Origin of the sequence: Psychrobacter sp. PL15, from assembly GCF_035984995.1 — a bacterium.
Classification (GTDB): Bacteria; Pseudomonadota; Gammaproteobacteria; order Pseudomonadales; family Moraxellaceae; genus Psychrobacter.
The window spans coordinates 88,952-103,689 of record NZ_JAXCIB010000006.1; the positions used below are offsets into that span (position 1 = coordinate 88,952).

Sequence of the window (14,738 nt, forward strand, 5' to 3'; positions counted from 1 at the left end):
ATGTAAATAATGCGTAATAATAAAATATTGAAAAACACCTTGGCTCTTTATGCCCGGCAGGTAGTTGTTATATTAATTAGCCTTTATACGTTACGCGTTGTTTTGAACGTACTGGGTGTCGAAGGTTATGGAATATATAGTGTAGTAGCCGGTTTTGTGACTTTGTTGGCATTTTTACCGGGTACTATGGCTTCAGCAACTCAGCGTTTCTTTTCATTTGCTATGGGTCAACAAGACAACCATAAACTTAAGGAAACTTTTAGTGTTAATTGGTTGTTATACGCTGCTATTGCCTTGATAGCTTTTATTATTTTACAAACTGCTGGTTTATGGTACGTGACTGAACATCTAAAGATTCCAGAAGGTAGGTCAGAGGCAGCAATCAGTTTATATAAGATGGTCGTACTTAGCTTTGTGGCTTCAATTTTCTCATCGCCGTTTATCGCCATTATAATAGCGCATGAAGACATGCATATTTTTGCTTTTCTATCAGTTGTTGATGCAGTTCTTAAGCTGGTTGCTGCCTTATTATTAGGTTATATACAAGGTGATGTGCTGGAATTATATGGGCGATTTTTATTAATTACTGCAATAATTACGACTAGTGCATATATTATTATCTGTGTAAGAAAGTACGCTGAGTGCCAATTCAGAAAAATTTACTGGAACAAACGACTGTTAAAAGAAATTATCGACTTTACTGGTTGGACATTATTAGGTCAGTTAAGCACTATTTTTAGGAACCAAGCAGTGACTGTCCTCATTAATCAGCTCTTTAATCCAGCAACTGTGGCTGCTAGAGCTATTGCACTCACAGTAGCCAACCAAGTGATGGTGTTTTCTAGCAATCTAAATACTGGATTGTACCCACCAATCATTAAATCCTATGCTGCTGGTCAGAAAGAAGATATGTTGAATCTTGTCTTCAATGGATCTAAGCTTACGTTTTTTCTAATGTGGGTATTTGCCTTACCTATGCTGCTAGAGATGGAAGCTATTTTAAAAATATGGTTGAAAACACCGCCACCTGAAGCGTTATTGTTCACTCAGTTAGCACTCATTGAGTCTCTAATTCTCTCTATTAGTATGCCGTTAACAACAGCAGCTAGAGCGCCTGGGAAAATGAAGCTGTATGAACTTTCCTTAGGTAGTATTCAGATTGCTATCTTTATTGCTTCATGGCTAGTTTTAAAAGCGGGTTACCCAGCATATTCAGTATTTATCGTGGCTATCATTGCTAATCTATTGATGTTTCAAGTGAGGCTCTTACTCGTAAGAAAATTAATTGATTTTCCACTCACTCCCTATTATAAAAAAGTAATTATCCCTGTCATATTGGTTACTTTTCTTTCAGCTTTGCCAGGTGTTATTCTAAATGTCTGGTTGCCAAAAGGATTGTTATCAACTGCATTGGTTATATTCGTCTGTATGACCTCTGCTACGTTGTGCATGTATTTTCTGGGACTAGATAAATACTGGCGAGAAAAATCAAAAGATGTACTAATTAGTCGTTTATTTAAATTTAGAACTAAAGGATAGAAGCATTAATATTTTGTGGGACAGATACTATTATCATATTTTTTTTGCTTGATATATTAGATTACTTTAGCGCAATTCATTAATGCAAAATGGTAATACCGCATGGTTAGTCAGGAAGCGTGAGTTTTTATTGTTTCATAAACTGTTATGTAAGTAATAAACTATATTATTAAATATTTAGTTATCTAAAATGAGTATGAGGTAAGATTTTAGTATTATTAAAATACTGCAGAATTATTCTGTGTAATATATGTATCGCTTCTAAAGCAATACAAATTATATATAACTGAAAGTATAACTCCAATAAAGTAATATTATTATAATACTAATTGGAGCTTGTCTTTATAGAATTTAAAAAATAAGAGAGATTGTTCAAACATGAAAAAAATATTAAAATCGACGTATAAATTGCTTAAACGTACACCTTTAATTTTAGACTCATTAAAAAAGTCATATAAAACTGGAGGATACTCTACATATAATTTAGTGACAGTAAATCATGGCAGTATACTCAATGGAAAAAATATATTAATTACAGGCGGTAGTTCAGGAATTGGTTTGGCTATAGCAAAAAAGTGTCTTTCTGAGGGTGCTAACGTCATTATAACAGGTAGGTGTGAAAAAAAATTAGCTAGCGCTCAGGCTGAAATAAATAGCTCGATGTTGAAAACGATGGTTTGGGATGTTAGTCAAGTAAATGAGACTAATAATAAATTATTAAGCGCTATCGATAATTTTGGTGGCCAGATAGACGTTTTAGTGAATAATGCGGGAGTGTTAAGCACAAAAGGATTTTTAGATGTAACGGAAAAAATATGGAATGATATATATTCTGTAAACTCTAAAGGACTTTATTTCTTAACTCAGGATATTTGTAGTTTATGGCTAAACGAAAAAACTATAAAAACTAGAAAAATTATAAATATATCATCACAAGGTGGCTTCGTTGGTGCTTTATATCCTTATCGAATGACTAAATGGGATGTTGTCGGCCTGACTCAAGGTCTTGGGATAAAGTTAGCTGACAAAGGAATTATTGTAAATGGTATTGCGCCAGGGGTAATCGCTACAGAAATGCAGCCTGGATGTTTAACACAAAAGGAAAATATGTATTATCCATATAATCCATCAATGCGATATGCAATTCCTGAAGAAATAGCTGAACTTGCATTATTTTTGATTAGTGATTCAAGTAATTTTATTGTTGGTCAAACAATTGTATGTGATGGTGGATATTCAATTAAATAAATTTTTTCTTTTGAGGTTGAAAATAATTTCTATATTTTTTAAATGATTATTTCTCTCATAACAACTTGCTGGATAGCCATATGAACTTCTCGTATACCAACGAAAAAAATGCACAAATAATTCTTTGTCTGCTTAAAGCACATAACATAAAACATGTCATAGCATCGCCTGGCTCTACTAATACTGCACTAGTGTCTAGCATGCAACAGGATTCACATTTCATCATGTACTCGTCAGTTGATGAACGCTCTGCTGCCTACATGGCTTGCGGTTTAGCAGCAGAACTGGGTGAGCCTGTAGTCATTAGCTGTACCGGCGCTACAGCATCACGCAATTATTTGCCAGGTCTGACAGAAGCTTATTATAGAAAGCTGCCAGTACTAGCAATTACTTCGATGCAGGATTTTAATAAAGTTGGTCATCACGTAGCACAGGTGATAGATCGCAGTTCTATGCCCAAGGATACTGTGAAGCTGAGCGTGTCATTACCTATCGTGAAGGATGATGAAGACATCTGGGACTGCGAAATGAAAGTTAATAGAGCCATATTAGAATTAAAGCGTGGCGGTGGTGGACCTGTTCATATCAACTTGCCAACGACCTACAATAAGCTTTATTCTACAAAAAAACTACCAGCTTACCGAGTTATTGATAGAATTACTGTGCATGATAATCTCCCACAGCTTAAGGGAAAGATAGCGGTGCTGATCGGTTCTCATAAAAAATGGAGTGATTCAGAAACTAAAGCGCTTGAACATTTTTGTGAAAGTCATAACGCAGTTGTTTTTTGTGACCATACCAGTGGATATCATGGAAAGTACCGACTTCTTTATTCTTTAGCTGCATCTCAGACCATGTTGGATAACTCTAAGTACAAACCTGATGTATTAATCCATATAGGCGAAATAACTGGTGACTACGCTATTACCAGTATGGTCGGCAAGCAGGTTTGGCGCGTGAGTGAGGATGGTGAGATCAGAGACACTTTCAGGCGTTTGCGTTATATATTTGAGATGTCAGAAAAGTCATTTTTTCAGCAGTACTCTCTAAAAAAATCAGCGGGAAATAGTTATTATCGAAGTTGTAATAAGCATTTAGAATCAATCAGAGCAAAAATACCAGAGTTGCCATACTCTAATATTTGGCTTGCCTCTAAGCTAGCACCTAAAATCCCTAAAGGTTCCACAATTCATTTTGGTATATTAAACAGTTTAAGATCATGGAATCTTTTTGAGCTGCCAGCAACCGTAACAGCCGCTTCAAATGTAGGTGGTTTCGGCATCGATGGCGGACTATCCTCCTTGGTTGGTGCTTCTTTAGCCCATCATGATAAACTTTGTTTTTTGGTTGTTGGCGATCTCGCTTTTTTCTATGATATTAACGTACTAGGCAACCGTCATACTGCCAATAATTTAAGAATATTACTTGTAAATAATGGTAAAGGAACGGAATTCAGGCTATATAGTCACCAAGCTACCCGTTTTGGTGAGTCTGCAGATGAGTACGTTGCAGCAGCTGGACATTTTGGTAACCAATCACCGACCTTAGTTAAAAACTTCGCTACTGATTTGGGTTATGAGTACATGGCTGCTTCATCAAAAGATGAGTTTGAGGCTTGCTATGAAAAATTCATAACGTCGGAACCTTTAACCAAGTCAATTGTATTTGAAGTATTTACCGATAGTGAAATGGAGAGTGTAGCATTGGAAACTATGCAGAACTTAGTTTCCTCACCAAAAAGACAAGCTAAAGAACTGGCTAAAAAAGTGCTAGGTGCAAAGGGAATTAATACAATCAAACGTATGGTTAAAAGGTAAATCCTAAAATGAAAATAGCAATAATGACACAACCGCTTGGTAAGAACTATGGCGGAATTATGCAAGCTTTTGCTTTACAAAAAGTTTTAAGAGATATGGGGCATGAAGCAGTCACGGTCGATTATAACTCTAAACAACCCGGCTTTCTGTATAGTAAAGCTAGACTTGCTTATCGCCTAGCTAAGAAAGTTACAGGCAAACGAAAAGCAGCCATAAATTTTGAAAAGAATATTGGTTTTTTCACACAAGACAATCAAAATTTCATTGACAGTAATATAATACAGTCTAAATACATAGATAATGATCGCGATTTAAAAAAGCACTTTAAAAAGAATAAATATCAGGCTGTTATTGTGGGAAGTGACCAAACTTGGCGACCAAAATATTCTCCTAATATTTATAATTACTATTTAAATTTTTTAGTTAATAGAAAGAAAATTAAAAGAATAGCTTATGCATCATCGTTTGGTGTTGATAACTGGGAATATTCAGCTGAAGAAACAAAAAAGTGTGCCAAGCTTGCTATTTTATTTGATGCAATATCTGTTAGAGAGCAATCGGGCATCGAGTTATGCAAAAAACATCTCGGTGTCGATAGTGAGTGTGTCTTAGATCCAACAATGCTCTTAGACAAAGAAGACTACTTAGAACTGATAGGGGATAGATATAAAGAAGGTAAAAGTGAAGGTGTCTATACTTATTTCCTAGATAGCAATGAAGATAAGGTGACAGCTGCTCAATATGTAGCAGATAAACTAAATACACACACTTATAAATGTCAAGCCAAACGTAGTCTAGATGACTTGAGTAGTAAGGATTTAAATGATTATAGAATTCCAGATGTGCAGGATTGGCTAGCGTCTTTTGCTAATGCAGAATTTATATTAACAGATTCATTTCATGGCATGGTTTTTTCAATAATTTTTGGGAAGCCATTCTTAGTAATTGCAAACAAAGAGCGTGGTTCTGCACGATTTGAGTCATTATTGAAAATACTTAGTTTAGATAGTCGCTTAATATCATCCAGTTATGGAGTTGATAGCGGAAATTTAAATGGTATAGATTGGATTAAAGTTAATAAGAATCTACTTAATGAAAGAGAGAAATCACTTAGTTTCATTAGTAACTTTATATAGTCATATGTCGCTCTACGCAATATTTATATGTTATTTATAGGAATGAGTAATGAGTGTTTTAGAATCTGATACAACAATTATTATAACGACATATAACGATAGTGTTGCGGATTTGCGCTGTGCGCTAAGATCAACAATAAGTCAAAGCTTACTCCCAAAACATATCTTAGTTGTAGATGATGGATCTGATACCAATACAGCTGAGATGGTTGTATTAGCTGAGCAGACTGACTCTATTGTGCCAATTACGCTGCTAGTGAAAAAGAATGGAGGTCCATCGTCAGCCAGAAATTACGGTTTACAGCATTGCTCTACGATGTATGTAACTTTTTTGGATTCTGATGATGAAATGCTTGAGACTAACGTTGCAACAAAGGAAAGCTGCTTACGTTCACTTGGAGATGATTATCTTGGCGTATATGGAACGTATATAAAAAATCCAGGAGGATTACATGAATATATGAATCATGATGGCCTGATAAACGCAGATTTAGTTGGGAAAGAAAAAGGTATTCCAGGTGGTGTTCCTACCTATTTATTTCGTACAAAATATTTGGCTGATATCGGTGGGTTTGATGAGTGTTTAGTTCATAATGAAGACTTTGACTTGATTATTAGACTTGCAAACAATGGGCTAAAAACCAAGGGGAGCCTAGGTGCTGGGTTTACTCGTAATTATAGGTATGGCTCTGTTAGCAGGAATAATAGGTATTTTGAAGCATATGAAAATGTAAACAGGTTTCTAGATAAAGCTGAAATAAATAATTATTTCTCACAGAGCGAGCTAGCTGTGCGTAGAAGTGGTAATGAAATTAATCTTGGGCGTAAGCTGCTGATGCAGAATGGTTTACGCAAGCAGGGATTATGCTATCTCAATAATGCTTTTGACTATGCAAACCCTAAAGGGCTGAAGCAGCATCTTGCATTTATTGTTGCTCGGAGCAGTCGTGTGTTTTTAAGATTTTTAAGATGAAGAGTTATGTATATTCATGAATTGACTTAATAGTTTTATAAATAAAACCATCTTAATATTCAGTAATTATAATAGTGTTTTAGTAAAAAATTTGAATATGAGTTTGAATAACTATACCTACTTTTTAAACCAACTTAATAATAAGTGATAATTTTATTATGATTAGAGTGCTACATATAGTTGGAAAAATGGATCGAGCCGGTGCCGAAACGATGCTAATGAACCTATATCGTCATATTGATCGCACCCAGGTTCAGTTCGATTTTATAACTTTTACAAGTGAAGCTGGTGATTATGATGCTGAGATTAGAGAGTTAGGTGGGAGAATTATACCAATTTTAGCTAATAATCCGATCAAGCGAATGTTGAAGCTTCAGCAATTTCTAAAAACTCATCCAGAGTACGAAATTGTGCATGCTCATATGTTATTAAGCAATGCTTTCCATCTGCTTGCTGCTAAGAGTGCTGGAGTGAAGCATCGTATTTCACACTCACACAATACCAGTAATGGTTACTCTAGCCCAATTAAAAAAGTTTATGAGAAATGGGCTTTAATAACTAATCGCCGAGTAGCAACTTATAAAATCGCCTGTGGGGAACTGGCCGCTGAGTATTTATTTGGTACTACAAAAGATATTTTGTTATTACCAAATGCTGTTGATATACAAGAAATGACTAAGGTTGCAAATAAATCTCGTGATTACATAAGCCGGGAATTTAATGATTTTGGCCTCAAGCTTATTCAAGTTGGCCGTCTGAGTGATGTTAAGAATCATCAGTTTTCTTTAAAAATCGTAGAGGAACTAAAAAAACGAAAGGTAGATTTCACGCTATATATCGTGGGGCAAGGTTCGCTAGAAAATGACCTAAAGCAGCAAGTACAAGATAAACTATTATCGGATAATGTTAAATTCTTAGGCGTTCGTAGTGATATTACAGAGTTAATGGCCAGTGCTGATTATATGATAATGCCATCATTACATGAAGGCTTTCCTGTTGTATTAGTAGAGAGTCAAACCGTTAGTTTAACTGCGATAGTCTCAGATCGAATCTCAATAGAAGTAGATTTAGGAGTTGGGTTAGTTGATTTTTTACCTATTAATTCAGCGGATGCTTGGGCAGATCGTTTGCTAGTATCCAAAAAATCAGATGTTAATGAAAAAACTATCCTAGATTCATTAAAGTTGCAAGGTTTTGATGCAGCAACTAATGCGCAACAGTTGATGCAGGTTTATATGAGTCTTTAAACTAAATATTATTTTATTAGAACTATATTAGACCTCTTGCATAAGTCATCGCTAGCCCTCGTAACTCCATCAGTGGAAGTCAATGAACTGGTACTTTCACAAGAGGTCTATTATAATTTTTACTTAAATCTAATTTTAAAAAAATATACATACGGTAGAAAATATATACAATGTTAATAGATGAGCTTACTTTCTTCTTTTCTTATAATGTAATTTACTTTTTCACAGCATTTTTAGTTGTTACATCAATATTATCTGTTGATTTCAATAGGGACTCTATAAGACAAAAAAAAATAGGAAGCGTCTTAATTTTTTTACCAATTCTTTCCCTAATCCTATTAATTGGCTTACGTGATCTCTCTGTTGGAACTGATACATATAGTTATTATGATATATTATGGCTTAGAGATATAGATTTAGAATTTGGTAATGATTTTTTGTTTGCATTGTTAGCCAAGATATTAAGATATTTTAACTTGGGATATGGTTATTTTTTATTTTTAATTGCTTTTTTGTTTATGTTTACTACATATATTGCTTTAAATAAAATATCTAAGTTTTATTACTCTAATATTTTATATTTATTTTTTACTTATTTAAGTTTCTTCTTCTTTTTAAGTATGAGCATTAATATAATTAGACAAGGAATTTCACTAGCATTTCTTTTGCTAGCCTACTCTTATTTTATAAGTAAGAATAATAAAAGTAAAGTAATAATATTTATTGCCTTTTCGTTAGTGTTTCATAGCACTTCAGTAATAGCCCTGATTTTATTTTTTATTTCAAATAATAAAATTAAGTACATTAAGAGTTATCATTATTATATTTTATTTTTTCTATGTATTATTCTTTCTTATATGAATTTTGGGTTGTTGAATATATCACCAATTTTAATCGACATAATAGGTAGTGACGATAGAAGGACTTCATATTTAAGTGGTGAAAGTTCTATTTATATTGTTGGGTTCAAATCTCAATTTGTTTTGTTTAATTCCTTATTTTTACTTGTAGCATCATTTTTAAAAACAAAAATTAAAAATGAATTGTGGCTATCTAATTATAATGTTTTAATACGTTACTATATTCTAGCAAGTTGTACGTTCTTTATGGCGTTTCAAATACCTTATTCTGATAGATGGGGTTTATTATCTTGGTATATAATTCCATTATTTTTTATACCATTGTTTTCTTGCAGATATGTTAAATCTAGCATCAAAATTCATTGGGTTTTCTTATTGATTTTAATTTTTATAGGCTTTAGATTTTATGGTTAAATTAGAAGATATTTCTTTAGTTAGTATCGGTATACCATTCCATAATGCAGAAAGATATCTATCATATGCTATATTGTCTGTGTTAAATCAAACATATAAAGAATGGGAACTTATTTTAATAGACGATGGTTCAACTGATAATTCTCTAAAGATTGCGAATGAATATTCTGAAAAAGATAGTAGGATTAGAGTTATCAGCGATAGTGAGAATAAAAAGCTTCCTGCTCGGCTGAATCAGCTAATAGTGGAATCTAAAGGCTCGTATATTGCTAGAATGGATGCTGACGATATCATGCATCCTGAACGACTTGATAAACAACTTTGTTTTTTAGAGTCTAATAAAAATTATGATCTAGTGTCTACTGGATTGATATCTATAGATAACTTTAATATAGTAAAAGGATTTCGAGGGGTTTCTCATATTTATAATGAATTCTCCACTATTAAGCTTGGTTATCCTATTGTTCATCCATCTGTCATAGCACGTAAGGCTTGGTACGAAAGAAATGAATATTCAGAGAGCTATCCTAGAGCTGAAGATTTTGAATTATGGACTAGGTCGATAGTGAATAGTGACTTTAAGATGGCTGTCATACCAGATTTATTATTGTTTTATAGAGAAGAAGGTAATTTATGTATAGACAAAATCATAAATTCTTATAACGACACTCTTAGAATATATGATAAATACCATTCAAAAAATAGTTTCAATATTAATGTATTAAAATTAAAATTAAAATTATTAATAGCTAAGACGCTACATTTTTCTGGTAACTTACAAAAGTTAGCTAGCCGTAGGAACACTACTTTTACTCAAAAAGAGCTGATTGATTTCCAGGTTGTCCTTGACAATATCACTAACGTAGATTAAAAAATATGTCTAAAATAGTTATCATTGGTACGGTCGCTTCTAGCTTATACGGTTTTCGCTCTGATCTGATTAAATCTTTGCTGGAACATCAGCATATAGTCTATGCGTTTACCTCTGAGTACACCCAAGGCGAGCTTAAAAAAATAGAAGCCTTAGGCGCTATTCCGGTAACTTATGAGCTTAATCGTGGTGGACTAAATCCTCTAGCGGATATGAGAGCAACTTACATACTTTCAAAGCAGATTAAGGTAATAGCTCCAGATCTAGTATTCTCTTTCTTCTCAAAACCAGTAGTTTTTGGAACCTTAGCTTCTAAGCTAGCCAAAGTACCTCGAGTGATTGGTATGTTAGAAGGACTGGGTTATGCCTTTACCGATCAACCTAACGGGTTGAGTAAAAAAGCACGACTCATAAAAAGTATACAAGTTTTACTCTATAAGATCGCATTACCACAACTAGATAAAGTAATATTTTTAAATCCAGATGACCCAAAAGATTTGTTGGAGGAGTACTCAATAAAAGTAAAAAAAGTAAATACACTAGGTGGTATTGGCTTAAATTTAAGCGAATATCCTTATCAGCCTGTGAATAGTATTAAGTTACCTATTAATTTTTTATTTATTGGTCGTCTCCTTAAAGAAAAAGGTATCCATGAATTTATTTTAGCAGCAAGACAAGTGAAAGAAAAATATCCTGCAGCTCAGTTTACGGTTCTAGGAGCAATAGATGCCTCTAACTTAGGTGCGTTACAGCAATCAGAGTTAGATTATTTAATAGCATCAAAAGTGATTAACTATCCTGGTCATGTCAATAATGTAAAGGATTGGATTGCTGACAGTCATGTGTTTGTGTTGCCCTCTTATCGTGAGGGTGTTCCACGTAGTACCCAAGAGGCAATGGCTATAGGACGTGCTGTTATTACGACTGATGTTCCTGGCTGTCGAGAGACAGTTATCGATGGTGTAAATGGTTTTCTAGTTGAAAAGTGGAACCCGCGAGCATTAGCTGACAAAATGACTTATTTTATAGAAAATCCTGAGCAGGTCGAAAAAATGGGCTATGAAAGTTATAAGATAGCCCAAGAAAAATTTGATGCTGATAAAGTAAATAAACGACTACTAGATATTTTAGGTTTATGACATGCTAAAAAGACTATTTGACATCACCGCTGCCAGTACTGCGTTGTTGGTTTTGGCTCCGGTATACGCTGTTACCGCCTATAAGGTGAACAAAAATATTGGCGCCCCAGTTCTATTCCGTCAAATTCGCCCGGGCTTGGATGGCAAACCTTTCGAGATGATCAAGTTCCGCTCAATGAAAGACGCCATAGATACAGAGGGCAATCCTTTACCGGATAGTGAACGTTTGACTGCATTTGGGCAGACCTTACGCAATACCAGTATTGATGAGCTGCCTGGGTTATGGAATGTACTTAAAGGTGATATGAGCCTTGTCGGTCCACGTCCGTTATTGATGGAGTATTTACATCGAATCACTGTTTCGAGGTTATCGGCCCTTGCTGACAATGCATAGACTATGATGAAAATGATGTCTTTTCACGCTGTCTGTATAAATCATTTTCGTTACTATTCCCATTTTAATACTATGCCAGCTCACTGTGAGTGCGATACTGCTTAACTGCATTAAGTAACGATGCTGTGATCAGTGTGACGTTGAGCTACGTAAGACAAATGGCTTAATTGCTGTATAGCTAATCGATATATAAGGTTTATATCAAGAGTCTTGCAATAGTTAAGTGTAATTAGGATTAAATAGTATTTAGTCCTAATTACACTGATATAAGATATTATATATAAATAATTTGTTGACTATGGAGAGAACAAAAATGTTTAAAACTATTTCTATCAATCCAAGTAATCCGAACCCAGCTTGTGAGGCTTTGCTTACAATTTGGGATGATATTAATGTAAAAGTTGTCGTATTAGATCCGACTTCTGAATTATCTGACGTTAAAGACTTTTATGCAGCTCTATTTCCGCAGCTGGGTACTGTTGCTCCTTTAGCTGAAGATGCTACTATCAGTGACAGAGGATCACAACGTACTGGTGAGGCATGGATGGAAATACGTTATGATCCTAAAATTCAAAATGCTTACCGCCACTCTTCAGAAGCCCAGCCACTCCACACTGATGGTAGCTATATACCCGGCTTTCCAAACTCTAGTTTATTATGTTGTGTGACCAACGCAGGAAAAGGCGGCGAAACTACTTTTATTAATGGTATTGATGTCGTTAATGCGTTAGAGAAAGAAGCACCAGAATTACTATCCTATCTTACCTCTAATGTAGTTTCTCACTCGCGTTCGGGCGACAGTAGGCATGACAGGGTTATTGATAAAAAAGATGGTATTTGGACTGTGAATTGGAATTATTACTGCGTAGATAATAATGTTGATCAGAAAACTAAGGATATAGTAGAGAAGTTTCATACCTTTCTCATACAAAGCTCTTTAATACAAGATAAGATACTTTCCGTAAAGTTAAAGCCTGGTCAAGCAATTTTATGGAAAGATAATGAAGTGCTTCATGGTAGAAATTCATTCTTAGCCAATAAAGAAAGCGAAAGATTTATTTGGAAGTGTGCTTTTGATGTAGGTAACTTTTTATGAGTCCAATTGTTTTTGGTTCAATGAGAATGAGCCAAGATAAAGGAGATGAGGAATACTGGGCAGAATTATTGAGGCAAGCCTATCACGCTGGAATAGATACTATACATTCATCTATGGAGTATGACTCGTTTACTTTACTGCAAAGCACGTTGCAAAGGTTGTCGAAAATAGACAACTCAATACATTTTAAACATATCGTTAAACTAGCAGAACCTCATTTCTCCAACGATGAATACTCTAGCAACAGGCTGAATGAGAAGGTAAATAGCTATCTTGAGGCGCTGCAAGTTGATAAATTGGAAGCAATTCAGTGGATGTGGCGTAGTAATTTAAGTGACCAGAAAAGGGTTGTTAATTTCACAAAACAATCAAAACAAATCAAAGAAGGTATAGATTCATTAAAACGTAAGGGTCTAATTGAAACCGCACTATGTTTTCCTTATTCAGTAGAATTTATGCGAAAGGCTTTAAAGCTGAAAGTATTCGATGATTTTTGTGTCTATAGAAATCCTATAGAACAAGAGTACGATGAGATATTGAGCAACTGTAAGAAAGGCACTGCAGTTAGCATACGACCATTTTTTGCAGATAAAGCATTCGTCGTGAAGGAAGGCCCCATTAAGTTGTTAGAGTATAACTTTTCAGAACCTGCTATCAGAAGCACTATTTTGTCTATATCTTCTTTATCTCAACTCAATGAAATTAAGGGTTTTTTAAATGCTAAAGCGAGTTTTTGATCTTATTCTAGTATTGGGAACCTTGCCTATTTGGTCATGTATTTTAATTGTCGCCTCTTTTGCAGCATGGTTCGATTTAAAGGCATTTCCTTTTTTCTTCCAGAAAAGAGGAGGTAAAAATGGTGAAGTAATCACTATTTTTAAGCTTAAAACTATGACAGACGAAAAAGATGAATACGGAAATTTACTTGATGATAAGTACCGTATAACACGTATTGGCAATATGTTTAGAAAACTTAGCCTTGATGAGTTACCTAGCCTTATTAACATATTAAAAGGGGATATGAGCCTAATAGGACCGAGACCGTTTCTAAAAGAATATCTACCCTTGTACACAAAAGAGCAAAATCGACGTCATGAAATATTACCTGGTCTTACCGGTTGGGCACAAGTAAATGGACGCAACTCCCTCAGCTGGGAAGAAAGGTTTAAATTAGATGTTTGGTACGTAGACAATTACTCATTTTGGCTAGATGTAAAGATACTTTTTAAGACAGTCAAAAAAGTATTAATTAAAGATGGCATTAGCGCCGATGGCGAAGTAACTATGAGTAAATTTACAGGTTCAAAAGTCATGGAAAACAGCTATGAAATAGAAGGCAAGCATGAGTGAGGTGTTTGCAGTGTATGGCGCTGCGGGCTGTGGTCGTAGTTTGATGCCTGTCGCTACTGAGCAGTTACAACGATTGGACAATGATAGCCAAGTGGTATTTATTGATGATGCATTGGATCACAATGCTGTTGTGAATGGTCATGTCGCTATGAATTATGATAGATTCACAGCGCTAGATAATGATTGTAAATTTGTTCTTATTGCCATTGCCAATAGCAGCATTCGTCAAAAGATCGTAGCCAAGCTAGTGAATGATGGTATAGCGCTGTGGTCAGTTCAAGGCGCATCCACATTGATTATGGATAGTGTCAGTATTGGGGCAGGGGCAGCGCTAAGCCCGTTCGTGACTATAGCTTCAAACGTCACTATTGGTAAGTGCTTTCATGCCAACCTGTATAGCTATGTCGAGCACGACTGCGTGATTGGTGATTATGTCACCTTTGCGCCCCGCGTGAGCTGCAACGGCAATATCCATATTCATGACCACGCTTATATCGGTGCAGGGGCAGTTATCAAGCAAGGTACGCCTGATAAGCCTTTAATTATTGGTGCAGGTGCTATTGTTGGCATGGGTGCGGTAGTGACCAAAGATGTGCCAGCAGGCGCAGTGGTTGTAGGTAATCCTGCTCGTCCATTACAAAAATGGTAAGTATT

13 protein-coding genes and 1 pseudogene are annotated in these 14,738 nt (G+C 35.0%); all 14 read left to right on the forward strand.

The window, feature by feature from the left end:
• Nucleotides 1–9 precede the first annotated feature (9 nt).
• The 14 genes and pseudogenes from RCH20_RS06965 (at nucleotide 10) to RCH20_RS07030 (ending at nucleotide 14,733) form a co-directional block, all read left to right on the forward strand.
• Nucleotides 10–1,539 carry a lipopolysaccharide biosynthesis protein gene (locus RCH20_RS06965; RefSeq protein ID WP_327193064.1) on the forward strand — a complete coding sequence of 510 codons (1,530 nt, stop codon included), beginning with the start codon at nucleotides 10–12 and terminating at the stop codon, nucleotides 1,537–1,539.
• A gap of 378 nt (nucleotides 1,540–1,917) precedes the next feature.
• Nucleotides 1,918–2,787, forward strand: a complete 870-nt coding sequence (locus RCH20_RS06970; RefSeq protein ID WP_327193065.1) for an SDR family NAD(P)-dependent oxidoreductase — start codon at nucleotides 1,918–1,920, stop codon at nucleotides 2,785–2,787.
• Between the two features lie 80 nt (nucleotides 2,788–2,867).
• The gene (locus RCH20_RS06975; protein WP_327193066.1) at nucleotides 2,868–4,604 is read left to right on the forward strand and encodes a thiamine pyrophosphate-binding protein; all 1,737 of its coding nucleotides are present in this window, start codon (nucleotides 2,868–2,870) and stop codon (nucleotides 4,602–4,604) included.
• Between the two features lie 8 nt (nucleotides 4,605–4,612).
• On the forward strand, nucleotides 4,613–5,740 hold the full coding sequence (locus tag RCH20_RS06980) for a polysaccharide pyruvyl transferase family protein (protein ID WP_327193067.1): 1,128 nt from the start codon (nucleotides 4,613–4,615) through the stop codon (nucleotides 5,738–5,740).
• Nucleotides 5,741–5,789: 49 nt separating this feature from the next.
• A complete protein-coding gene (locus RCH20_RS06985) occupies nucleotides 5,790–6,713 on the forward strand; it encodes a glycosyltransferase family 2 protein (RefSeq protein WP_327193068.1) in 924 nt (307 codons plus the stop codon).
• Between the two features lie 188 nt (nucleotides 6,714–6,901).
• Nucleotides 6,902–7,960, forward strand: a complete 1,059-nt coding sequence (locus tag RCH20_RS06990; RefSeq protein WP_327193069.1) for a glycosyltransferase — start codon at nucleotides 6,902–6,904, stop codon at nucleotides 7,958–7,960.
• A 170-nt stretch (nucleotides 7,961–8,130) separates the two neighbouring features.
• The gene (locus tag RCH20_RS06995) at nucleotides 8,131–9,234 is read left to right on the forward strand and encodes an EpsG family protein (RefSeq protein ID WP_327193070.1); all 1,104 of its coding nucleotides are present in this window, start codon (nucleotides 8,131–8,133) and stop codon (nucleotides 9,232–9,234) included.
• Nucleotides 9,227–10,105 (forward strand): glycosyltransferase family 2 protein, encoded by an 879-nt coding sequence (locus tag RCH20_RS07000; protein ID WP_327193071.1) that lies wholly within the window; start codon nucleotides 9,227–9,229, stop codon nucleotides 10,103–10,105. The genes RCH20_RS06995 and RCH20_RS07000 overlap by 8 nt, the downstream gene beginning before the upstream one ends.
• A gap of 5 nt (nucleotides 10,106–10,110) precedes the next feature.
• A complete protein-coding gene (locus RCH20_RS07005; RefSeq protein ID WP_327193072.1) occupies nucleotides 10,111–11,244 on the forward strand; it encodes a glycosyltransferase family 4 protein in 1,134 nt (377 codons plus the stop codon).
• 1 nt (nucleotide 11,245) lies between these two features.
• Nucleotides 11,246–11,590: pseudogene (locus tag RCH20_RS07010) on the forward strand (sugar transferase); the annotation flags it as partial.
• Nucleotides 11,591–11,951: 361 nt separating this feature from the next.
• Nucleotides 11,952–12,734 carry a TauD/TfdA family dioxygenase gene (locus RCH20_RS07015; RefSeq protein ID WP_327193073.1) on the forward strand — a complete coding sequence of 261 codons (783 nt, stop codon included), beginning with the start codon at nucleotides 11,952–11,954 and terminating at the stop codon, nucleotides 12,732–12,734.
• On the forward strand, nucleotides 12,731–13,471 hold the full coding sequence (locus tag RCH20_RS07020) for an aldo/keto reductase (RefSeq protein ID WP_327193074.1): 741 nt from the start codon (nucleotides 12,731–12,733) through the stop codon (nucleotides 13,469–13,471). The genes RCH20_RS07015 and RCH20_RS07020 overlap by 4 nt, the downstream gene beginning before the upstream one ends.
• Nucleotides 13,452–14,084 (forward strand): sugar transferase, encoded by a 633-nt coding sequence (locus RCH20_RS07025; RefSeq protein WP_327193075.1) that lies wholly within the window; start codon nucleotides 13,452–13,454, stop codon nucleotides 14,082–14,084. The genes RCH20_RS07020 and RCH20_RS07025 overlap by 20 nt, the downstream gene beginning before the upstream one ends.
• Nucleotides 14,077–14,733: an acetyltransferase gene (locus RCH20_RS07030; protein WP_327193076.1), complete on the forward strand. Its 657-nt coding sequence runs from the start codon at nucleotides 14,077–14,079 to the stop codon at nucleotides 14,731–14,733. The genes RCH20_RS07025 and RCH20_RS07030 overlap by 8 nt, the downstream gene beginning before the upstream one ends.
• Nucleotides 14,734–14,738 lie beyond the last annotated feature (5 nt).